22 protein-coding genes are annotated in these 21,693 nt (G+C 41.3%); 1 reads left to right on the forward strand and 21 read right to left on the reverse strand.

Annotated features, from left to right (window positions below; genetic code table 11):
* Positions 1-30 precede the first annotated feature (30 nt).
* The 8 genes from DWX65_RS01840 to mtaB all read right to left on the reverse strand — a co-directional run bounded on the left by DWX65_RS01840 (position 31) and on the right by mtaB (position 5,628).
* Complete coding sequence (locus DWX65_RS01840) at positions 31-672, reverse strand: O-methyltransferase (RefSeq protein WP_118172666.1); 642 nt, start codon at positions 670-672, stop codon at positions 31-33.
* Positions 669-1,058 (reverse strand): endolytic transglycosylase MltG, encoded by a 390-nt coding sequence (locus DWX65_RS01845; RefSeq protein WP_022243069.1) that lies wholly within the window; start codon positions 1,056-1,058, stop codon positions 669-671. Before DWX65_RS01845 ends, DWX65_RS01840 begins: the two co-directional genes overlap by 4 nt.
* A gap of 15 nt (positions 1,059-1,073) precedes the next feature.
* Positions 1,074-1,418 (reverse strand): YlbF family regulator, encoded by a 345-nt coding sequence (locus DWX65_RS01850; protein WP_022243070.1) that lies wholly within the window; start codon positions 1,416-1,418, stop codon positions 1,074-1,076.
* 15 nt (positions 1,419-1,433) lie between these two features.
* Complete coding sequence (locus DWX65_RS01855; protein ID WP_022243071.1) at positions 1,434-3,098, reverse strand: ribonuclease J; 1,665 nt, start codon at positions 3,096-3,098, stop codon at positions 1,434-1,436.
* A 66-nt stretch (positions 3,099-3,164) separates the two neighbouring features.
* Complete coding sequence (locus tag DWX65_RS01860) at positions 3,165-3,425, reverse strand: DUF1292 domain-containing protein (RefSeq protein WP_022243072.1); 261 nt, start codon at positions 3,423-3,425, stop codon at positions 3,165-3,167.
* A gap of 2 nt (positions 3,426-3,427) precedes the next feature.
* Entirely contained in the window at positions 3,428-3,865 is a 438-nt protein-coding gene (gene ruvX / locus DWX65_RS01865; RefSeq protein WP_022243073.1) for a Holliday junction resolvase RuvX, read from the reverse strand.
* Between the two features lie 10 nt (positions 3,866-3,875).
* The gene (locus DWX65_RS01870) at positions 3,876-4,139 is read right to left on the reverse strand and encodes an IreB family regulatory phosphoprotein (protein WP_022243074.1); all 264 of its coding nucleotides are present in this window, start codon (positions 4,137-4,139) and stop codon (positions 3,876-3,878) included.
* A 136-nt stretch (positions 4,140-4,275) separates the two neighbouring features.
* On the reverse strand, positions 4,276-5,628 hold the full coding sequence (mtaB, locus tag DWX65_RS01875; RefSeq protein WP_118172667.1) for a tRNA (N(6)-L-threonylcarbamoyladenosine(37)-C(2))-methylthiotransferase MtaB: 1,353 nt from the start codon (positions 5,626-5,628) through the stop codon (positions 4,276-4,278).
* 89 nt (positions 5,629-5,717) lie between these two features.
* Between mtaB and DWX65_RS01880 the strand changes: the two genes are divergently transcribed.
* Complete coding sequence (locus tag DWX65_RS01880) at positions 5,718-5,948, forward strand: HPr family phosphocarrier protein (RefSeq protein WP_022243076.1); 231 nt, start codon at positions 5,718-5,720, stop codon at positions 5,946-5,948.
* 182 nt (positions 5,949-6,130) lie between these two features.
* On the opposite strand, the gene thiI is transcribed toward DWX65_RS01880, so the two are convergent.
* The 13 genes from thiI to DWX65_RS01945 all read right to left on the reverse strand — a co-directional run bounded on the left by thiI (position 6,131) and on the right by DWX65_RS01945 (position 21,622).
* Positions 6,131-7,318 (reverse strand): tRNA uracil 4-sulfurtransferase ThiI, encoded by a 1,188-nt coding sequence (gene thiI, locus DWX65_RS01885; protein ID WP_117697007.1) that lies wholly within the window; start codon positions 7,316-7,318, stop codon positions 6,131-6,133.
* Positions 7,319-7,335: 17 nt separating this feature from the next.
* Positions 7,336-8,502, reverse strand: coding sequence for a cysteine desulfurase family protein (locus DWX65_RS01890; protein WP_118087374.1), 1,167 nt, complete (start codon positions 8,500-8,502; stop codon positions 7,336-7,338).
* Between the two features lie 30 nt (positions 8,503-8,532).
* Positions 8,533-9,273 (reverse strand): 16S rRNA (uracil(1498)-N(3))-methyltransferase, encoded by a 741-nt coding sequence (locus DWX65_RS01895; RefSeq protein ID WP_022243079.1) that lies wholly within the window; start codon positions 9,271-9,273, stop codon positions 8,533-8,535.
* Positions 9,274-9,278: 5 nt separating this feature from the next.
* Positions 9,279-10,235, reverse strand: a complete 957-nt coding sequence (prmA, locus tag DWX65_RS01900; RefSeq protein ID WP_117840942.1) for a 50S ribosomal protein L11 methyltransferase — start codon at positions 10,233-10,235, stop codon at positions 9,279-9,281.
* Positions 10,236-10,475: 240 nt separating this feature from the next.
* On the reverse strand, positions 10,476-11,006 hold the full coding sequence (locus DWX65_RS01905; RefSeq protein ID WP_242997782.1) for a molecular chaperone DnaJ: 531 nt from the start codon (positions 11,004-11,006) through the stop codon (positions 10,476-10,478).
* Positions 11,007-11,290: 284 nt separating this feature from the next.
* The gene (dnaJ, locus tag DWX65_RS01910) at positions 11,291-12,466 is read right to left on the reverse strand and encodes a molecular chaperone DnaJ (protein WP_118172668.1); all 1,176 of its coding nucleotides are present in this window, start codon (positions 12,464-12,466) and stop codon (positions 11,291-11,293) included.
* A 77-nt stretch (positions 12,467-12,543) separates the two neighbouring features.
* Positions 12,544-14,424: a molecular chaperone DnaK gene (dnaK, locus tag DWX65_RS01915; protein WP_117840941.1), complete on the reverse strand. Its 1,881-nt coding sequence runs from the start codon at positions 14,422-14,424 to the stop codon at positions 12,544-12,546.
* Between the two features lie 18 nt (positions 14,425-14,442).
* The gene (gene grpE, locus DWX65_RS01920; protein WP_022243084.1) at positions 14,443-15,096 is read right to left on the reverse strand and encodes a nucleotide exchange factor GrpE; all 654 of its coding nucleotides are present in this window, start codon (positions 15,094-15,096) and stop codon (positions 14,443-14,445) included.
* A 20-nt stretch (positions 15,097-15,116) separates the two neighbouring features.
* Entirely contained in the window at positions 15,117-16,160 is a 1,044-nt protein-coding gene (hrcA, locus tag DWX65_RS01925; RefSeq protein WP_022243085.1) for a heat-inducible transcriptional repressor HrcA, read from the reverse strand.
* Between the two features lie 206 nt (positions 16,161-16,366).
* Complete coding sequence (hemW, locus tag DWX65_RS01930; RefSeq protein WP_118172669.1) at positions 16,367-17,554, reverse strand: radical SAM family heme chaperone HemW; 1,188 nt, start codon at positions 17,552-17,554, stop codon at positions 16,367-16,369.
* A gap of 17 nt (positions 17,555-17,571) precedes the next feature.
* On the reverse strand, positions 17,572-19,383 hold the full coding sequence (lepA, locus tag DWX65_RS01935) for a translation elongation factor 4 (RefSeq protein ID WP_022243087.1): 1,812 nt from the start codon (positions 19,381-19,383) through the stop codon (positions 17,572-17,574).
* Between the two features lie 4 nt (positions 19,384-19,387).
* Positions 19,388-20,275: a GDSL-type esterase/lipase family protein gene (locus DWX65_RS01940; protein ID WP_118172670.1), complete on the reverse strand. Its 888-nt coding sequence runs from the start codon at positions 20,273-20,275 to the stop codon at positions 19,388-19,390.
* Between the two features lie 12 nt (positions 20,276-20,287).
* Positions 20,288-21,622 (reverse strand): MBOAT family O-acyltransferase, encoded by a 1,335-nt coding sequence (locus DWX65_RS01945; protein WP_118172671.1) that lies wholly within the window; start codon positions 21,620-21,622, stop codon positions 20,288-20,290.
* Positions 21,623-21,693 lie beyond the last annotated feature (71 nt).

Below are 21,693 nucleotides of genomic sequence, written 5' to 3' on the forward strand. Positions count from 1 at the left end.
TATTTCTCCTAATATTTCAATCTGTATCATCTATTTCTTAATGCTAATGGTAACACCGTCTCCAATCGGAAGCACCGATGTGGTAAGACTGTCATTGTGTGTCAGTTCATAAAGATATTCCCGCATTCTCTTATGAATGGTCCGGTTTCTTCTGGTTACTGCATAATGGGATTCGATAATATCTCCCTCCTGCAGCACATTGTCAGATACCAGTAATGCACCAGGCTTCATCAGCCGAAGAATATCCGGCAGGAAATTGATATACTGTCCCTTTGCCGCATCCATAAAAAGAAAATCATAAGAATCTTCTAACGTCTTTAACACCTCTGTGGCATCTCCCGGAATCAGTGTGATTTCTTTCTCTTTTCCGGCACGTTTGAAATTTGCCTGTGCAATAGGAATTCTTTTCTCGTAATTTTCTATGGTTGTAATCCGGCATGGCACCGGATTATATTCTTCCATCAGAAGTGCAGAAAATCCTACTGCAGTTCCCACTTCCAAAATCCGCTCCGGCCGCTTTAATGCCAGCATGGATTTTAAAAAGCTCTGCATTTCCTTACGGATAACCGGCACATAATTCTTCTTTGCCTCTGCCTCAATTTCCTCTAAAAGCGGTGTATTTCCACTGTCTAAGGAATTGATATACGTTACTAATCGTTCCTCTACTATCACGTTGTACCCTCTGTATCTTTTTCCGAAACCGGTGACATGGCTTCCATCATTTCTTTCGCTGTCATGGAAGTATTCAGCGTATATATTCCCGGTTTGATTTTTTTAGAATACGCAGAAAGCTTTAACTGCACTGCAAAAAGCCTGGCATCACGGATAAGTCCTTTCTCCTCTAACATACTTCCAATATCACTACCGGACATTCCAGCCTCTATCTGAACCACAATATCCTTGCCATCACCGGATGACACCGGCTGCTCTGTATACACGCGATATCCGAAATCATATGCATAGCTTCCTGCCTTAAAAAGTACAAAAATCACCAGTACAACAACAAGAACAGAAAAACTGATTCGGACAATTTTCATCACAATCTTACTGGCACTCATCGCACAACCTCTCCATTATCTTTCGTTTACAAAACCTACTTCAAAATTCAGGCCGCCAACCAGTCTGAAATTAATTTTCTGCAGCAGACGGCAGAATGCAAGCTCTGCTGTCATAAATTCTTCTGCAACCGGATTCTTGCGGATATCTATATTTTCCCGCTCCAGCTGGTCTACTTCCCAGAACAGATCCACATTTTTACTGTTCTGGATCTGGTAATTCTTCTGGCGGAATGCAAATACAATCTGCTCTAATTCCGGATTCGCATGCAGCTTATTCTTTGCTTCCTGATAACGCTTATATTCATTGGTATCCTGAATTGCATTTACAAGTTCTGTTACCTTATCTTCTACTACGCTCATGTTCATCCACCCACATTAAACTTCCATAATAATTGGAATAATCATCGGTCTGCGCTTTGTCTCTTTCCAGACAAAATCACCTAAAGCATCTTTGATTTCTGTCTTAATCTTGCTCCAGTCTGTAATATTCTTATCCATGCAGTGTTCCATGGTTCCCTCTAATACATGACGAGCTTCCTCCATCAGGCTTTCTGCCCCACGTACATAGACAAATCCTCTGGATACGATGTCCGGTCCTGCCAGCACCATTCCGGAGCCACTTTCCAATGTCATTACAACAATAATGATTCCTTCTTCTGCCAGATGCTGTCTGTCACGCAATACAATATTTCCTACGTCACCAACACCAAGTCCGTCTACCATGACATCGCCTACCTGTACATGTCCGGTAACTGCTGCGCTTTCCTCATCCAGTTCTAATACATCACCGGAAGACAAGAGGAAAATATTTTCTTTATCAATGCCAAGTTCTTCTGCAATCTTAGCCTGGGCAACCAAATGACGGTATTCTCCATGAACCGGAATTGCATATTTCGGTTTTACCAGTGAGTAAATCAGTTTGATATCCTCCTGACAGGCATGACCAGAAACATGAACATCCTGGAAAATAACCTCTGCACCTTTCATGGTCAGTTCATTAATGACACCGGACACTGCTTTTTCATTACCCGGAATCGGGTTAGAACTAAAAATAATGGTATCCTTTGGTTTAATTGTTATCTTACGATGCATGCCGGATGCCATACGGGATAATGCCGCCATGGATTCTCCCTGGCTTCCTGTTGTAATGATAACCGTCTGCTCATCCGGATAATTCTTCAGCTGTTCAATATCAATCAGGGTCTGCTCCGGGATGGTAAGGTATCCCAGCTCAGACGCAATCGTAATGATATTTACCATGCTTCGTCCTTCAATCACTACTTTTCTGCCATACTTATTGGCAGAGTTCATAATCTGCTGTACACGGTCTACATTGGATGCAAAAGTTGCAATAATGATTCGTGTGTTCTTATGGTCAGCAAAAATATTATCAAAGGTCTTTCCTACGGTACGCTCCGACATGGTAAAGCCAGGACGCTCTGCATTGGTGGAGTCACACATCAATGCCAGTACACCCTTCTTACCAATCTCACCAAAACGCTGTAAATCGATAGCATCACCATATACCGGTGTATAATCCACTTTAAAGTCTCCGGTGTGGACAACTGTTCCTGCCGGTGAATAAATGGCAAGAGCTGCCGCATCCTGAATACTATGGTTGGTACGGATAAATTCCACGCGGAAGCAGCCTAAGTTAATATGCTGTCCGTATTTTACTACCTTACGTTTTACTTTCTTGAGCATATTATGCTCTTCTAACTTGTGTTCGATAATTGCAATCGTAAGCTTGGTTGCATAAATCGGCACATTGACTTCTTTTAAAATATAAGGGATTGCTCCGATATGGTCTTCGTGACCATGGGTAATAAAAAATCCCTTTACCTTGTCAATATTATCTTTTAAATAAGTCACATCCGGGATAACAAGGTCTACACCAAACATGTCATCCTCCGGGAATGACAGACCGCAGTCCACAACAATAATACTGTCTTCGTATTCAAAGGCAGTTATGTTCATTCCAATCTGCTCTAATCCGCCTAATGGAATGATTTTCAATTTTGAGTTTGCTTCTTTTTTCAAAATATTACCTCCATAAATTCTTTCTTTTCGCGCTCATTGCATTTGTCCGCAATTACATAAGTTCTCCTAGAATTCAATGTCTACATCTTCCATTAATTCTGCGAAAATTTTTGCAAGTGCTTCTAACTCTTTATCATCTTCCACCATTTCATAGATGGTATTGTGATCATCTTCATTCTGTGTTTCTTTTAAAATAAATGCATCCGAATCACCCTCTTCGTCTACTGTGACAAGAAGGTAATTGATTCCCCGTATGGTTGTCTGCTCTAATACATAAAATTCTGCTGACTCATTGGTATCCGGGTCTGTAAAATTTACTTTTTCCATATTTACTCCTGATTCTTTTCATTCTGCAGATAGTCAAGGTATCCCTGTAAAATAAAGGATGCCGCTATCTGATCCACATATTCTTTGCGATTCTCTCTTCGGATTCCGGCTTCCATCATAAGATTATCCGCCGCAACAGTAGTAAGGCGTTCGTCCCACAGCTCTACTGTAAGTCCGGTACGCCTTTCTAACATTTCTTTAAATTCTAAGGTTTTTTCACAACGCTCGCCTTCACTATTATTCATATTTTTCGGAAAGCCGAGAACAATTTTCTCCACGTTATATTCTTTGATTAATTCTTCAATACGTGCCAATGTCTGACGCAGCTTATTTTCTGATTTTCTGCGCACAATCTCAATTCCCTGTGCAGTAATAAGCAGTTCATCGCTAACGGCAACTCCAACGGTTTTAGAACCGAAGTCAAGACCGATTATCCGCATCAACTGCCTCCTACTTCCATGAATTTGTATGGATATATTCCTTTAATATCTCTTCTACAAGTTCGTCACGTTCTACTTTCATAATCAGACTTCTTGCATTATTGTGACTGGTAATATAAGTCGGATCACCAGACATAATATATCCAACAATCTGATTGACCGGATTGTACCCTTTCTCGGATAATGCCTCGTATACAATCTTAAGTACATCATGTACCCTGATTTCCGGTTCTTTTTCAACTCTAAAATATTGTGTGTTATTCATGTTCTGCATTTTTTCACGCCCTTATTTTGCTCTTTTGTTCTTCCTAATGAAAAAGCATCGCTAAATCTATTCTAATATAAAGTACTGCAAAATTCAACCATTATTCAAAATACACTTCTCATACACTTATCTTTTCCCGATAATTCTACTCTGCTTTTTCAATATTTTCCATCCGGTATACATCCGCTGAAATCCGTCCGGTCACTACACCTTTCACCAAAATATTTTCTTCCCCTTCTGCCTCCGGCACTGCTATCTTTACATATTCTTTGGTATATCCGGTAAAATATACATTTCCTGCGATTTCATCGGTTTCTTCTAATAATATTTCTTCCGGTCTGCCAACATAATACTCCCGGAATTCTTCTGACATTTCCTGTGCCAGTGCCAAAAGCACCTTACTGCGTTCTGTCTTCACCTGTTCTGGCACCTGATCCGGCATCACTGCTGCCTTCGTACCTTTGCGCTTGGAATACTTGAAAATATGCATCTCATAAAAATGAATCCGCTCTAAGAATTCCTTCGTTGCCTCAAATTCTTCCTCTGTTTCTCCCGGGAATCCTACGATAACATCTGTGGTAATTGCCGGATGGGTAAAATATTTCCGAATCAGCTTACAGCCTGCTTCATAAGTGGCTGTATCATATTTCCGGTTCATCCGCTTTAAGGTTGCATCACATCCGCTCTGCAGGGACAGGTGAAAATGCGGACAGATTTTTTCTAATTTTGCCAGCTCTTTCACAAAATTCTCATCGATGATTCCAGGCTCCAAGGAACCCAGACGAATCCGGCGGATACCTTCTACTTTATGCACTTCCTGAATCAGATGTAAAAGATTATCTCCATGGTCTAATCCATAGGAACTTAAATGGATTCCGGTCAGTACCACTTCCTTACAGCCATTTGTTGCAAGTGTCTCCACTTCACGCACGACCTCTTCTGCCTTACGGCTTCTGATTCTACCTCTCGCATATGGAATAATACAATATGTGCAGAACTGGTTGCAGCCATCCTGCACCTTTAAGAAAGCTCTGGTATGTTCTTCTGTCCGGCTGATAGACAGCGCTTCATATGCTCTGCCTTTCTCATTAATATCGCAGATATTTTCCTTCCAGTCATCCACTCCTTCAGTTTCTTCGTTTGCATTTTTCTTCTGGTTCATACAGTTTTCAATAAGCTCCACCAGTTCATGTTTCTTGTCATTTCCGATAATGATATCCACGGATAAATCCCTTGCTGCTTCTTCCGATGAAGTCTGGACATAACAGCCGGCAGCGACAACGATACTGTCCGGATTTTCTTTTTTTGCTTTATGAAGCATCTGGCGGGATTTCCGGTCTGCCATGTTGGTTACCGAACAGGTGTTAATTACATAGACATCCGCCTGTTCCGTAAAAGGAACAATCTCATAACCTGCCTGTTCTAATAACTGCTGCATAGCCTCCGTCTCATATGCGTTCACCTTGCATCCCAAATTGTGCAATGCTGCTTTTTTCATTCGATTTTTTCCTCACTTCTAGTTGACTTTTACCTCCAAAGAAGTTACTATTAAGAAAAAGTATTTATAGCAACCAAGGAGGTCTTACTATGAAAACAGTTCAAATTTCATTAAACTCAATCGATAAGGTGAAATCCTTCGTAAACGCAATCACACAGTTCGAATTTGATTTCGACTTAATCTCTGGAAGATACGTTATCGATGCTAAATCTATCATGGGTATCTTCAGCTTAGATTTATCCAAACCAATCGACTTAGCAATCCATGCAGAGTCTAATCTGGATGAGATTATGGAAGCATTAAAACCTTATCTTGTATAATTGAATTGATGTAAATGAATTGGGGGGATTGCGAAAGCAATCCCTTTTTTTATTTGTGCAGGAACCCGCTACGCTGTGCGAGTCCCTTATTTAATTCCGTTTCTATATATTGCTCTGCTTTTATATATTATCTGTTTCTACGTAATATTCTGCTTCTAAACAGCATTCTATTTCTATTCACACTACTCTGCTTCTACATGAATCACTTCTACCGTATCAATTGCAGTCTGCATCAGTTCATCAATCTTCTCTTCTAACTTTGTTTCAGATTTCTTGATGTATTCAATGTTCGGTTTGGTAACCGGATGCTTTGCCACAAAAATGGTACAGCAGTCTTCAAACGGCTGGATAGATGTCTCATAGGTATCAATTTTTTCTGACACTTCTACGATTTCCTGCTTGTCAAATCCAATCAATGGGCGGTATACCGGCATGGTACATACTTCGTTGGTTGCCGCTAATGACTGCATGGTCTGGCTTGCAACCTGTCCGATACTCTCTCCGGTAATCAGTCCTAAACAGCGGTTTTCTTTCGCAAAATGCTCTGCCAGTTTCATCATATAGCGGCGCATGATAATAGTAAGCTCCTCATGTGGACATTTCTCATAAATATAAAGCTGGATATCGGTAAAATTCACTACATGAAGATTGATAGGTCCGCTGTATCTTGCTACCAGTTTTGCCAGATCCACTACCTTCTGTTTTGCACGTTCTGAAGTATATGGCGGTGCATGAAAATAAGTTGCGTCCAACGCTACTCCACGTTTTGCAATCATATAACCTGCTACCGGACTGTCGATTCCGCCGGATAATAATAACATTGCTTTTCCGTTAGAACCTACCGGCATTCCACCCGGTCCCGGAATTTCCTTGGAATAAATATTGATAAGGCTTCTGATTTCAATGCAGACCATAACCTCCGGGTTATGCACATCTACCTTGCTCTCCGGGAACGCATCTAAGATTTTTCCACCCAGTTCAGCATTGATTTCCATGGAATCAAGAGGATAATTCTTTCTTGCTCTCCTTGCATTTACTTTAAAGGTAAAGTTCTTTTCCGGATATTCTTTACCTAGATAATCTACCACTGTCTCCGCTAATTTATCGAAGCCTTCATCCTCTACCTGAAGTAATGGACAGAATCCTACAATACCAAATACACGGCTTAATGCTTCTACGGTCTCGTCATAATCATAGTCATCGGATACTACATTGACATAGATTCTTCCCTGCTCTTTGGTTACTTCAAACTCGCCCTCTGCTGTCTTTAACGCATGGCGGATCTGCTCCATTAACATATTTTCAAAAATGTAGCGGTTCTTTCCCTTTACTCCGATTTCTCCATATTTTACCAGAAATGATTTATACATATGATTTCCTTTCTCTTTTAATGTCTTGTATATTTCTTCAATACCGGAAGCAGCTCTCCCAGTACTTCTAATGCGTAATCAATCTCTTCTTCCGTTGTATGCACACTGAAGGAAAAACGCAGTGTGGAATCCAGAAGGTTTTCCTTTAAATGAATGTTTCTAAGGGTCTTGCTTCCCTTCTGTTTGCCTGCATGATTATTTGAAGAACAGGCAGAACCGGAAGATACATAAATCCCCCTGTCTTCCAGTGAATGTAATAATACTTCACTTCGGATTCCTTCAAAGCTGACGCTGACGATATGTGGTGCAGAATCCTCTCCGGTCTTTCCATTTACATGGGTTCCTTCCAGCTTTTCGATTCCGTCGATAAAACGCTGCTTTAATCCGTAAAGATGCGCTCTCTTTTCATCGAGATTCTCATAGATTTCTTCTGCTGCTTCTCCAAGACCTGCAATTGCCGGTACATTTTCCGTTCCGGAACGCATTCCCTTCTGCTGTCCACCGCCTAATATCAGCGGCTTTAATTTCGTCTTTTCCTTCACCCAGAGGAATCCGCTTCCCTTTGGACCATGAATCTTATGTCCGCTGACGGAAAGCATGTCTATGCCAAGCTTCTTTGGATAGATATACATTTTTCCATAAGACTGGATTGCATCTACATGAATCAGTGTAGCCGGATTCTTTTTCTTAATAAGCTCTGCAGCTTCTGCAACCGGCTCGATGGCTCCGATTTCATTATTTACCTGCATCATGGAAACAAGAATAGTCTGTTCCGTTACTGCTTCTTCTAATTCTTCCAGTGAAATAATTCCATTCTCATCCACAGAAAGATAAGTAATGTCAAAGCCCTGCTCCTTTAAGAATTCCATTGGATTCTCTACGGATGCATGTTCAATGGATGTGGTTATAATATGATTTCCCGCTCTGCGGTTTGCCATTGCAGCACCGATAATCGCAAGGTTATTTGACTCCGTTCCACCGGATGTAAAGATGATTTCTTTTTCTGATACTCTTAATGTTTTTGCTATTTTCTTCTTTGCAGTCTCAACAAATCGTTCTGCCTCAATTCCTTTCATATGAAGGGAAGATGGATTGCCATAATCCTTCGTCAGAAGGTCTACCATTAACTGACACGCCCGGTCACTGCAGCGGGTGGTCGCAGAATTATCCAGATATGCTTCCATACTTTTCTACACTTTCTTACTGTTTTTTCGTTATATACGGCTCTCTAATTGCAGCATCAGCATGGACATCATGCAGATACCTGCTGTATCTGTCCGAAGTATTCTTCTTCCTAAGGAAATGGACTGCATGGTCTCTCTTGCCTTTGCAATCTCTTCCTCTGCAAATCCGCCTTCCGGTCCTATCATAATGCTGATACTCTTCCCCGGTTCGATTTGCTCTAATACTGTCCTGGTTCCTTCCATGCCATTTTCATTTTCATACGGCACTAAGCGGATATCACAGTTTTCTGCCAGCTTTAAGGCTTCCTTGAAAGATACTACTTCATGAATCTTTGGAATGATACTGCGCTTTGACTGTTTTGCTGCAGTCTCTGCCTGCGCCTGCCATTTTTGTACCCGTTGTGCTGCCTTTTTTCCTTCCAGCTTTACCACACAGTATTTCATGGCTACCGGAATGATTTCATAGACACCAAGTTCTACTGCCTTTTCAATCACCGTTTCCATCCGATCTCCCTTCGGCAGTGCCTGAAATAAATAGATTTTAGACGGAAGCTCGGTTCCTTCTTCGTCCACAGATACTATGTCTGCCTGCACGAAATTTTCTCCGGTTTCTGCAATCTTACAAAAATAATTGCCACCTTCCCGGTCACTGATGCGAATCGTCTCTCCGATTTTCATACGCAGTACATTCCGGATATGATTTACATCGCTTCCGGTTATGGTAACATATTCTTTGCCCACCTGGCTTTTTTCAACAAAAAACTGATGCATCTATTTTACCTCTGATTTTTCCGTGCAGTTACATTGACCCATTCGCCCTGATGGTTGACTTCTAAGATTTCAAAGCCTGCCTGCTCTAAAGCTTCTTTTACTTCGTTTTCTTTAAAATCAATAATTCCGGAAGTAATAAGCACTCCCTGCTCTTTCGCACACTGATAAAGTGCCGGTGCCATCGGAATAATAATATCCGCTAAAATATTCGCTACGACCAGATCATAACCTGTGCCAATCTTTTCCTGAAATGCTTTATCGTCAATCAGGTTTCCAACATAAAATTCACCTGAATTTTCTGCCAGATGATTGACTGTCATATTTTCATGAGTTGATGTGATACAATCTCCATCCACATCCGTGCCCACTACGCTGCCTGCACCAAGCTTTAATGCTGCAATGGATAAGATTCCACTGCCGCATCCTACATCCAGAACACGCTCGCCCTCTTTTAAATATTTACGAATCTGGCGGATACAAAGCTGTGTTGTCTCATGCTTTCCAGTTCCAAAGGAAATACCCGGGTCAATCTCGATTAAGAATTTATTTTTATCCTCTTCCTTTAATGGTTCCCAGGTTGGTTTGATTAAAATATCATCGATATAAAAAGACTGAAAAAACTGTTTCCAGTTATTAATCCAGTCAATATCCTCGGTCTGGCTGGAGGTAATATCTCCGCTTCCGATTTCTACCATGCTTCTTAACTGCTCTAAACCAATGCGGACTGCCTTTAAAGTCTCGGTATGGTCTTCGCCTGCCTCTAAATAAAAGCTGACTTTGCTTTTTCCTTCGTCTGGTGGAAGCTCCGGCGGAAAATCAATAAACATTTCTCCTGTTTCTTCTTTCGTCAATGGTACATTATCTTCGATTTCAATTCCTTCAATGCCATTTTCTGATAACATCATGCTGATAAAATCCTCAGCTTCTGTTGTTGTATCTATTGTATATTTATCCCATTTCATAGTTTCTGCTCCTGTTCTTATCTTAACCTTCTATTATAAAAAGCAAACATTTTAATTTTAACATAGCTTTTTATTTTTCGCAACTGTAAGGGAATCAACGGCAACCAGCAGACAGCTTCTTTAGATACATAGCGACGCCTATGCATGTCTGGTAACACAAAAACAGCGGAACATATTTCTTCTGCCCGCTGATTTTCCTGTTTATTGCTATGTCATTGCTGTGCTATTATTGCAATCTTATTACTGATATTTTACTTCCAGTTTCTGCATCAGCACCTGATATTCCCGGTTAATTTCCTGAATGGTACCGGTGTCTCCATTGAGATTATCCGGATGATATATTTTAATCAAATCCTTATAACGCTTCCGCAATGATTTTTCATTGCCCACGCCCATAAAGAACATTTCTCCCTTCACCACATTGGATGATTGGTTTTTATTCTCCTGTTCAAATTCATGTACTCTGCTGTAAAAGTCTCTCTGACGCTCCATTTTCTGCTTTTCGGCAGCAAGTTTCTGAAGTTCACTTTCTAATATTTTCCACTTCATGTCAAAAAGATGCTGTTCCCGCTTCATCCGCTCCTGTTCAAGATTCTTCTCCATCTCGAATTTCCGCTTCTGACGTTCTAACTCCCTCTGATGGTGTTCCATCTCGCGTTTGGAATTTTCCAGTTCTCTCCTTGTATGTTCCAGTTCCACAGTCTGCTGAAAACACCATTTATCAAACTGTGCTGCATCCTTCTTAATCACAGCGCTGTTATGCTGCTTCATAAATCTCTCTCCTTGTCTCATAAACGGTTGCCTAAATCAACATATGGTTACAAAAAACTTATGAATCAGAAACAGTATACAATATGTTGTCACAAAATGCAACAACGAGAAACTCACTTTTGCAGTTTTCCCGAGTTATCACAATACTCAACTACGAGAAACACGCTTTGCGAGTTTCTCGAGTTATCGCGGTGCTCGCCAAATCTGCATGCAAGCATGCGATTTTTCTCGCTACTCGCGTAAAAAAAGCTGCCTCCATTTTTCAGGAAACAGCTTTATCATTTTTATAAATCATCGAAGGACTCTTTAATTTTTCCCATAAATCCCTTTTTCTTTTTCGTGCCTGCCGCACCATTCTGTGTCTTTAATGAATTACCGGTCTCTGCATCAAACTGGCGCAGTGCCTCTTTTGCAGCTTCATTTAATCCGGTCGGGACCTGAACCACAAGTGTAACATACTGGTCACCACGGACTGCCTTGTTACGCAGGGATGGGATTCCTTTTCCTTTCAGACGGATTCTGGTGTCGGTCTGTGTACCAGGTTTTACTTCGTAGACCACATCGCCGTCGATGGTTGTAATTCTTACTTCTCCGCCCAATGCTGCCTGTGCAAAACTGATTGGTGCTGTTGAATATACATCCATGCCCTGTCTCTGAAGGATTGGATGGCGGGATACTACTACTTCTACCAGAAGATCTCCTCTTGGTCCGCCATTTACCCCCGGCTCACCTTTTTCACGGATTCTTACACTCTGGCCGTTATCAATTCCGGCAGGAATGCTGACCTTAATCTTCTTCTTGCTGGCAATGTAGCCGGTTCCACGACAGTCCGGACATTTGTCACGAACAATTTTACCGCTTCCGTTACATTCCGGACAGGTCTGTACATTCTGTACCATACCAAATAAGGACTGCTGGGTATATACCACTTTTCCTTTTCCCTGACATTTGCTACAGGTCTCCGGACTGGTTCCCGGCTTCGCTCCTGTACCATGACAGGTCTTACATTCATCCTTTAATACTAAATCAATTTCTTTCTCACAGCCAAATGCTGCCTCTTCAAATGTAATTCTGACACTGGCACGTACATTGGCTCCCTTCATCGGTCCGCTGCTGCTGCTGCGTCTTCCGCCGCCAAAGAAATCTCCGAAAATGTCTCCAAAGCTTCCAAAAATGTCTCCCATATCCATACCTGAGAAATCAAATCCGCCTGCTCCGCCGGCACCTCCATCAAAGGCCGCATGACCAAACTGGTCATACTGTTTTCTCTTCTCCGGGTCGCTCAGTACTGCATATGCTTCAGATGCTTCCTTGAATTTCTTTTCTGCTTCTTTATCCCCCGGGTTCATATCCGGATGATATTTTTTGGCAAGGACACGATATGCTTTTTTTATTGCTGCGTCATCTGCGTTTTTATCAACGCCTAAGACCTCGTAATAGTCTCTTTTCTGTTCTGCCATAATCTATTCCCTCTTTACCGTTTGTAAGGGTTGACAGTAAAACTGCCAACCCTTTCTACTGCTTTTTATCTGTAGAATTATACTTCTTTGTAATCAGCATCTACCACATCATCATCTGCGGAACCTGCAGCTGCTCCACCGGCTGCACCTGCTCCCATATCAGGACCTGCACCAGCGGCTCCCTGAGCTGCCTGAGCGTTCTCATACATCTTAGCAAATACTTTCTGTGCACTTTCCATCAGTTTCTCTTTTGCTGCTTTCATCTCAGCAACCTGATCATCTGTCATGTTTTCAGCCTGTGGATTTGCATCTACTAAAGCTTTCAGTGCATTTAAGTCAGCCTCTACTGCAGATTTATCTGCCGCATCAAGGTTATTTCCAACCTGGTCTAATGCCTGCTGTGTCTGGAATACGAAAGCATCTGCATCATTTCTGGTGTCAATTGCTTCTTTTCTCTTCTTGTCCTGTGCTTCAAATTCAGCTGCTTCTTTTACTGCTTTATCAATATCTGCATCAGACATGTTAGATCCGGCAGTAATTGTAATATGCTGTTCTTTTCCGGTTCCTAAGTCTTTTGCAGATACATTTACAATACCGTTTGCATCGATATCGAAAGTAACTTCAATCTGAGGAACTCCACGACGTGCTGGTGGGATACCATCCAGACGGAACTGTCCAAGGGATTTGTTATCTCTTGCGAACTGACGCTCACCCTGTACTACGTTGATATCTACTGCTGTCTGATTATCTGCTGCTGTTGAGAAAATCTGGCTCTTTCTTGTAGGAATTGTTGTATTTCTCTCAATCAGCCTTGTTGCAACTCCACCCATGGTCTCGATAGACAGTGACAATGGAGTAACATCCAGAAGAAGGATATCACCTGCGCCGGCATCTCCTGCTAATTTACCACCCTGGATACAAGCACCAAGTGCTACACACTCATCCGGGTTTAAGGATTTACTTGGCTCTTTGCCTGTTAACTGTCTTACTTTATCCTGAACAGCCGGGATACGTGTAGAACCACCAACCAATAATACCTGGCCTAAGTCTGCATTGGTTACGCCTGCATCTTTCATAGCGTTCTGTACCGGGATTGCTGTTTTTTCTACTAAGTCATGTGTCAACTCATCGAATTTTGCTCTTGTCAAGTTCATATCAAAGTGCTTTGGTCCTTCTGCTGTTGCAGTAATGAAAGGCAGGTTGATATTGGTTGTTGTTGCTGAAGACAACTCTTTCTTAGCTTTCTCTGCAGCTTCTTTTAATCTCTGAAGAGCCATCTTATCAGTAGATAAATCAACGCCTTCTGCTTTCTTGAATTCGTCAATCATCCACTGTGTAATCTTGTTATCGAAATCATCTCCACCTAATCTGGTATCACCATTTGTAGATAATACTTCGATGACTCCGTCACCGATTTCGATGATAGATACATCAAATGTACCACCACCTAAGTCGTATACCATAATTTTCTGTTCTTTTTCGTTGTCCAGTCCATAAGCAAGTGCTGCTGCTGTCGGCTCGTTGATGATACGTTTTACATCAAGTCCTGCAATCTTACCTGCATCCTTGGTTGCCTGACGCTGTGCATCATTGAAGTATGCCGGTACAGTAATAACTGCTTCTGATACTTTTTCTCCTAAATATCCTTCTGCATCAGCTTTTAATTTCTGTAAAATCATTGCAGAAATCTGCTGTGGAGAATACTGTTTGTCATCAATGCTTACTTTGTAATCGGTTCCCATATGTCTCTTAATGGAAGAGATTGTTTTCTCTGCGTTGGTTACTGCCTGACGTTTTGCTGGTTCACCAATCAGACGCTCACCTGTTTTTGTAAATGCTACGATAGATGGTGTTGTTCTTGCACCTTCCTGGTTTGCTATAACGGTAGGTTTTCCACCTTCCATAACTGCCACACAACTGTTTGTTGTTCCTAAATCAATACCAATAATTTTACTCATGTTCTTATCCTCCTATGCTTAATTCGCTACTTTTACCATGCTATGTCTGATTACATTTTCTTTGTACTTGTAACCTTTCTGTAACTCCTCGGCTACTACATTCTCACCGAGTTCTTCATCTTCCACATGCATTACTGCATTATGGAGATTCGGGTCAAACTCCTGACCGGCTGCTTCAATCGGTGTTACACCAACCTCTGTCAGCACTGTCATCATCTGCTTATAAATCTTATCCATACCTTCTACGAAGCCATTGTTTTTGTCTTCTTCCGGTACAGCTGCAAGCCCTCTTTCAAAATTGTCGATAACTGGAAGGATTTTCTCTAAGATTGCGCTGGCTCCCATGTCATACATCTGGCTCTTTTCCTTTTCCGTTCTCTTACGGAAGTTTTCAAATTCTGCCATCTGACGTTTCAGCCGGTCGGTTAAATCTTCAATCTGTTCGTCCTTCTTATCTTTCTTGTCTTTCTTTTTAAAGATACCTTTCTTTTTCTCCTCATCTTCTTTCTCTATTTCTTCCGGTTCAGATTCGGTATCTTCCGTTTTTTCTTCTGCCTCAACTTCTTTTTCTTCTGAGGCGGTATTCTGTGCTTCTTCCTGCTTTTTTGCATCCTCTGCTTCTAAGTCTTCTAATACTTCCTCAAGCACTTCTTCTTTCTTTTCTTCTGCCACTTCCTTACCACCTTTCTATGCTATTCTTTCTTCGGCTTATCAAATATGCCTTCTAGTTGTGATTTCAAATTTTTCAGATTATCCATGACGTTCTCATAATCCATACGCTTTGGTCCGATAATTCCTATCGTTCCCTTCACGCCTTTACCAAGTTCATAGGTAGCTGTTACCACACTGCAGTCCTTCATGGTCTGAATTGGAGATTCATCTCCTATATAAACCTGTATGCCGTTCTCCTCATTGCTGAGGTTATCCGTCACCAGACTTACTAACTGTTTCTTCTCTTCTAACGCATCTAAAAGCTCTCCTGCTTTCTGCGAATCCGATAACTCCGGATATTTTAAGATATTCGTTGCACCGCTGGTATATATCTCCAAATCCTCGTCTTCGCTGATTGCTTCTGCTACTGCATCCAATACATCACTGATGACTTTGGAATGGATACCGGCTTTCTCTTTCAACACTGCTATGGTGCCCAGATTAATCTGATCTAATGACAATCCATTTAAATGTGTATTCAAAAGCATGTTAAGTTTTAACATATGCTCATTATCTATCGGCTCTTCTATCGGAATCATCTTATTTTTCACAAGATTGCCTTCCAATACGACAACTGCCAGAATATGTTCATCATCCACATTGGATAACTGGATGAACTTCAGGCTGTTGTGGTGATACTGCGGTGCTGTTATCATGGTGGTGTAATTCGTATTGTTCGCCAACAGCTTTGCCACCTGCTGCAATACCTGTTCCATCTTCTCCGTATGTTCAATTACGAACTCTTTCATATCGGATACTTCTTTGTCCTTCTCTGCAATCAGATTATCTACATAGAAGCGATATCCCTTATCGGATGGAATTCTTCCTGCCGATGTATGTGGCTGCAAAATATATCCCATCTCTTCCAAGTCCGACATCTCATTCCGGATTGTTGCGGAACTTAAGTTCAAATCCGTATACTTGGAAATGGTTCTTGAACCAACCGGCTCACCTGTTTCCAGATAGTTGCGAATGATTGCATTTAAGATTTTTGTTTTTCTTTCATCTAATTCGTTCTCGTTCATTCACGTTCTCCTGAAAATGAAACTTTTATAGGTATTTGAAAAAGCTTTTTGTACTGCTTTTTCTTAGTTGTTAGCACTCAACTTGAAAGAGTGCTAATTTCTATGTACTTAAGATAGCACCATTCGTTTTTTTTGTCAACAGCATTTTATAATTTTATATTTTCTTTAGATTTGTTCTGATTCAATGCGGTTCAACACCGCACTACTTAATCCAGTAAAAACTGGGCGAGTACATAGTTGCTGATGTCCATGCCATGGTCGCTGAGCTTTATTACACCGGCTTTTTTCTCGATTAAGTCCTCTTCCTGAAGCTGGTTTAAGACTTCGCCATATACTGCTTCTATTTCCACGCCAAAAGTCTCTTTGAATTCTGTTCTTGTAACTCCCTTTAACATACGCAGGCCTAAAAACATGAATTCTTCCATCTGGGCATGGCGGCTGATTGCATCTGCACTCTCATGGAGATTCAATGCCGGTACTCCATCTATTTCCTTCGCCGAAATATTACCACATGCTTTGATATACGCTTCAATCTCTCTTATATTACTGTAGCGTACTTCTCCAATCAGGGACGCTGCCCCAAGTCCTACCCCAAGATACGGCACCCGCTTCCAGTATCCGATATTATGCCTTGCCTCTTTCCCCGGCTTTGCATAATTGGATACTTCATAATGCTCATAACCTGCCTCTGCAAGAATCTCCTGAGTCTTTTTATAAATCTCATACTCTGTCTCTTCAGATGGCAGATGCTCTGTCGGCTTTCCGGCTTCCCGGAGCACTGCCTCGAATTTGTATTTTTCATAAAATGGTGTTCCCTTTTCGATAATCAGGGAATAGGCTGAAATATGCTCCGGTTTTAATGCTATGACACGCTTTAAGCTGGTAACAAATTTCTCCGTACTCTGATAAGGCAGGGCACTCATCAAATCAACATTGATATTTTCAAATCCACATCTTCTGGCACATTCATAATTCTCCAAGAACTGCCGGTAAGTATGGATTCTTCCTAATATCTTTAATTCATCATCAAAGGCAGACTGTAACCCTATGCTGAGACGGTTAATGCCTGCTTCTTTATAAGTAAGAAGTTTTTCCTCATTTAAAGTTCCGGGATTACATTCTATGGTAATCTCTGCATCTGTTTCCACCTCAAAGCTTACCTGAATCTGTTTTAAAAGAAGTGCGATATATTCCGGTGCTAAAAGAGACGGTGTTCCGCCCCCTATATATATAGTAGAAAGAGCCGGACGTCCCATTATCTGTCCGTAATATCTGATTTCATGCAAAAGAGCACCCACGTAGCGGTTTTGTAGCCGCTCGTCCGCAGGTGCTGATAAGAAATCACAATATTCACATTTTCTTACACAAAAAGGAATATGCACATAAAGTTCCATCTATGTTCTCCTGTCATCTATTTCTCATCTAACTTCAGTACACTCATAAATGCTTCCTGTGGAATCTCTACATTTCCCACCTGACGCATACGTTTCTTACCTTCCTTCTGTTTCTCTAACAGTTTACGCTTACGGCTGATGTCACCGCCGTAACATTTTGCCAGCACATCTTTTCGCATTGCTTTTACTGTCTCACGGGCAATTACCTTGCTTCCAACGGCTGCCTGAATCGGGATTTCAAATAAATGTCTCGGAATCTCTTCCTTTAACTTCTCACACATCTTTCTTCCACGCTCATAGGCGGTATCCTTAAATACAATAAAGGAAAGAGCATCCACTTCTTCTTTATTAATAAGAATATCCAGCTTCACAAGCTCTGACTGCTCATAACCCTTCATCTCATAATCAAAGGACGCATATCCTTTGGAACGGGATTTCAATGCGTCAAAGAAATCATAAATAATTTCATTTAACGGAAGGTCATATTTAATAACTGCACGGGTCTGCTCAATATATTCCATACTCTTATAGATACCACGGCGTTCCTGGCACAAATCCATAATGGCACCTACATATTCGGATGTCACCATAATTTCTGCTGCAACCATCGGCTCTTCCATATATTCGATTTCGGATGGATCCGGAAGATTGGATGGGTTTGTCAATTCTATCATGGTACCATCCGTCTTATGTACCCGGTATACAACGCCTGGTGCTGTCGTTACTAAATCAAGATTAAATTCTCTCTCTAACCGCTCCTGAATTACCTCCAAATGAAGCAGTCCCAAGAAACCACAGCGGAAACCAAAGCCCAATGCAATGGAAGTCTCCGGTTCAAACTGTAAGGCTGCATCATTTAACTGTAATTTTTCCAAAGCGTCACGAAGATCCGGATATTTGGCTCCATCTGTTGGATATAATCCACAGTATACCATCGGATTAACTTTCTTATATCCCGGCAATGGTGCATCACAAGGACGCTTTGCCTCTGTTATGGTATCACCCACACGGGTTTCTTTCACATTCTTAAGGCTGGCAGTAATATAACCTACCATTCCGGCTTCTAACTCATCACATGGAATGAACTGTCCGGCTCCGAAATATCCTACTTCTACTACATCTGCTTCTGCTCCGGTTGCCATCATGCGGATGGTTGTCCCCGGTTTTACGGAACCTTCCCGGATTCTGCAGAATACAATAACACCTTTATAAGCATCATACACAGAATCAAAAATCAACGCCTGAAGAGGCGCTTTGGCGTCCCCTTTTGGTGCCGGTAATTTATGCACAATCTGCTCTAATACTTCTTCCACATTCAACCCTGTTTTGGCAGAAATCCGTGGTGCATCCTGTGCCTCAATTCCAATCACATCTTCAATTTCTTCTACTACTTCTTCCGGCCTTGCACTCGGCAGATCAATTTTATTAATGACTGGAATCACTTCCAGATCATGGTCTAATGCCAGATATACATTGGCAAGGGTCTGTGCCTCAATCCCCTGTGCCGCATCTACTACCAGCACTGCACCGTCACAGGCAGCAAGACTTCTTGATACTTCATAGGTAAAGTCCACATGTCCAGGTGTATCAATCAGATTGAAAATATATTCTTCTCCATCTTTGGCATGATATATAATACGGACTGCCTGGGACTTAATGGTAATTCCACGTTCCCGCTCCAAATCCATATTATCTAAAACCTGCGCCTGCATTTCGCGGCTGGTCAGAAGCCCTGTCATTTCGATAATACGGTCTGCAAGGGTTGATTTACCGTGGTCAATATGGGCAATGATACAAAAATTACGAATCTTACTCTGGTCGATTGACATATATTTACTCCTTCTTTATTCCATGTTTCAAAAGGAAATCCGTCCACAGGGAATAATATTTTCCCAGCAGGTGAATCTCATCATAAGTATATTCCGGATTCAGATTTCCTGTTTCGTCAGTCACTACTTCATTTACATCAATATAAAATATATCGTGATTATTTGCAAGCATTGCAATTCTGTCATTCCGTTCTTTGATTGCCGGATTGTTAAAAATCGGGTCAGTCTCTGACTTTTCCTGTTTTACATACATAATGCCCTGTAAGAAAATCAGTGCATCCGGCTGTAATTCCCGGATATGATTGACAGCTTCTTCATATTTTTTCATAAAGCTGTCTACTGTACCGGTTCCCATTTCGTTGATTCCAATCATCAGATAGACTTTACCAAACTGATGCTCGCTTAATGCTTCTTCAACGGTAATCTTCGCGCCGTTTTCCTCGACAATCGGCGTATCAAACATATCATAGACCGTAAGTCCGATACTGGCATAATAAGTTGCATTATCCCAGCCGCCATAATCCCTTAATCCAACGGTTCTGGAATCTCCGATAAATACCGCATCATCAAAATAATCCTGGGTTACATCGGTAAAAGTATAAGTCTTATCCTCTTCTGCCTCCGTATCTGCAACTGCTTCTGTTGCTTCTTCCGTTGCCGGCTCCTCTTTGTCAGCATATACGCTTTCCAAATCCTCCTCCGGTTCTGCCTTATCCCATGGCAGAACGCCCTCTTTGGATGCCTGCATCATGCCAGCCACCGCCGGAACCTTCGGCCAGTCCTTATTATATTCTTTATATGCGCCCTTTGTTCCGGCTAAGGCAACACCGCTTACCAGCAGCATACTGATTGCCGTAACAATAAGAAGCGGACATTTCTTCCATTTCTTCATGACAGCCTCCCATTAAAAACTAAAATACATAAACGGATTGTTCAGTCCATTTGCAATCTGATAAATACAAATCCATAATACAACAAACAAAATTGCTTTCATCCACCACTTCTTCCAGCATTTTTTTAATATCTTATCCATAAAAGGAAGTGATACCACAAATGCCAATAGGAAAAACACTCCATAGGTTCTGCCGTATTTCAGATAATCGCCTGCATTGACTGCGATTCCGGTTCCAAAGAACGGGAACAGTCTTGCAAAATATACTTTCAAATCAGATAACTTCGTAATTGCAAACACGACCCAGGTCAGAGGGATTACAAACCAGATGTAAAGGTGCGCCAGCCATCCATGTTTCTCTAAAAAATTTCTGATTACAAATCGTTCCAACGCAATAAATACAAATAAAATCAAGCCCCATAATGGAAAATTAATGGTAGAACCATGCCACATTCCGGTTACAACCCAGACAATCAGCAGATTGAAAAATGTCCACGCATTTCCCTTCCGGTTGCCTCCCAACGGAATATATAAATAATCACGGAACCATCTTCCCAGTGTAATGTGCCACCGGCGGTAAAACTCAGACACTGTCCTGGAACGATACGGATGATCAAAGTTCTTCGGCAAATCAAATCCAAGCATCTCTCCGATTCCGATTGCCATCAGGGAATATCCCTGGAAATCAAAGAATAACTGTGCAGAATAACCGAATGCTCCCATCCACGCTAACGGTGTGGAAATACTCTCAAAGCCAATGCCCTGAATATCACGCCAGAGAATTGCCAGATGATTTGCAATAATTACTTTATATCCCAATCCTATGATAAAAAGAGTCAGACCATGTTCGATTTTCTCCAGACGGATTGGATGTTTCTTTAACTGCCCTGCCATATTGGCAAACTGGGCAATCGGTCCGGATATCAACTTTGGGAACAAAAGGATATAAGTTCCATACTCCAGATAATCCCTCAACGCTGCAGTTTTCTTCTTATAGACATCCAACACATAGGAAAGCATGGTAAAAGTATAAAAGCTGATTCCAAGTGGAAGCGACAATCTTGTATACTTAAATATACATAATAATCCGATATTATAGCAAAGCAAAATCACAAGCATGGTATTTCTGCTGCTCTTCCTACTTATATAATCCATCAGTAATACCAGAATGTAGTTCAAACTCATGGAAAACAGTAAAAGAAGTGCATCCTTCCAGTTTCCCATGGCATAGAATACCAGACTGCCAAAGAAAAGTACCGGATTTTTATACTTTACCGGTACCAGATAATATATAATAAGAAAAATCGGCAAAAACCGAAATAAAAATTCTAAGCTTGAAAATTCCATGATAACTCCATATCTTTCGTTTTATTTTACGCATCTCTTTTATTATATAAGAAATGCAAGTGATTTCAATG

The organism is Roseburia sp. AF20-18LB (assembly GCF_003461185.1).
Classification (GTDB): domain Bacteria; phylum Bacillota; class Clostridia; order Lachnospirales; family Lachnospiraceae; genus Roseburia_C; species Roseburia_C amylophila.

What these genes read in the sequence shown, in the direction of transcription:
- DWX65_RS01895 (WP_022243079.1), bottom strand. Translation starts at nt 9,273, where the DNA reads ATGCATCAGTTTTTTGTTGAAAAAAGCCAGGTGGGCAAAGAATATGTT.
- DWX65_RS01870 (WP_022243074.1), bottom strand. Translation starts at nt 4,139, where the DNA reads ATGCAGAACATGAATAACACACAATATTTTAGAGTTGAAAAAGAACCG.
- hrcA (WP_022243085.1), bottom strand. Translation starts at nt 16,160, where the DNA reads ATGAACGAGAACGAATTAGATGAAAGAAAAACAAAAATCTTAAATGCA.
- dnaJ (WP_118172668.1), bottom strand. Translation starts at nt 12,466, where the DNA reads ATGGCAGAACAGAAAAGAGACTATTACGAGGTCTTAGGCGTTGATAAA.
- DWX65_RS01860 (WP_022243072.1), bottom strand. Translation starts at nt 3,425, where the DNA reads ATGGAAAAAGTAAATTTTACAGACCCGGATACCAATGAGTCAGCAGAA.
- thiI (WP_117697007.1), bottom strand. Translation starts at nt 7,318, where the DNA reads ATGTATAAATCATTTCTGGTAAAATATGGAGAAATCGGAGTAAAGGGA.
- DWX65_RS01850 (WP_022243070.1), bottom strand. Translation starts at nt 1,418, where the DNA reads ATGAGCGTAGTAGAAGATAAGGTAACAGAACTTGTAAATGCAATTCAG.
- mtaB (WP_118172667.1), bottom strand. Translation starts at nt 5,628, where the DNA reads ATGAAAAAAGCAGCATTGCACAATTTGGGATGCAAGGTGAACGCATAT.
- prmA (WP_117840942.1), bottom strand. Translation starts at nt 10,235, where the DNA reads ATGAAATGGGATAAATATACAATAGATACAACAACAGAAGCTGAGGAT.
- dnaK (WP_117840941.1), bottom strand. Translation starts at nt 14,424, where the DNA reads ATGAGTAAAATTATTGGTATTGATTTAGGAACAACAAACAGTTGTGTG.
- DWX65_RS01905 (WP_242997782.1), bottom strand. Translation starts at nt 11,006, where the DNA reads ATGAAGCAGCATAACAGCGCTGTGATTAAGAAGGATGCAGCACAGTTT.
- DWX65_RS01945 (WP_118172671.1), bottom strand. Translation starts at nt 21,622, where the DNA reads ATGGAATTTTCAAGCTTAGAATTTTTATTTCGGTTTTTGCCGATTTTT.
- DWX65_RS01845 (WP_022243069.1), bottom strand. Translation starts at nt 1,058, where the DNA reads ATGAGTGCCAGTAAGATTGTGATGAAAATTGTCCGAATCAGTTTTTCT.
- lepA (WP_022243087.1), bottom strand. Translation starts at nt 19,383, where the DNA reads ATGTCAATCGACCAGAGTAAGATTCGTAATTTTTGTATCATTGCCCAT.
- ruvX (WP_022243073.1), bottom strand. Translation starts at nt 3,865, where the DNA reads ATGCGGATAATCGGTCTTGACTTCGGTTCTAAAACCGTTGGAGTTGCC.
- DWX65_RS01880 (WP_022243076.1), top strand. Translation starts at nt 5,718, where the DNA reads ATGAAAACAGTTCAAATTTCATTAAACTCAATCGATAAGGTGAAATCC.
- DWX65_RS01890 (WP_118087374.1), bottom strand. Translation starts at nt 8,502, where the DNA reads ATGGAAGCATATCTGGATAATTCTGCGACCACCCGCTGCAGTGACCGG.
- hemW (WP_118172669.1), bottom strand. Translation starts at nt 17,554, where the DNA reads ATGGAACTTTATGTGCATATTCCTTTTTGTGTAAGAAAATGTGAATAT.
- DWX65_RS01940 (WP_118172670.1), bottom strand. Translation starts at nt 20,275, where the DNA reads ATGAAGAAATGGAAGAAATGTCCGCTTCTTATTGTTACGGCAATCAGT.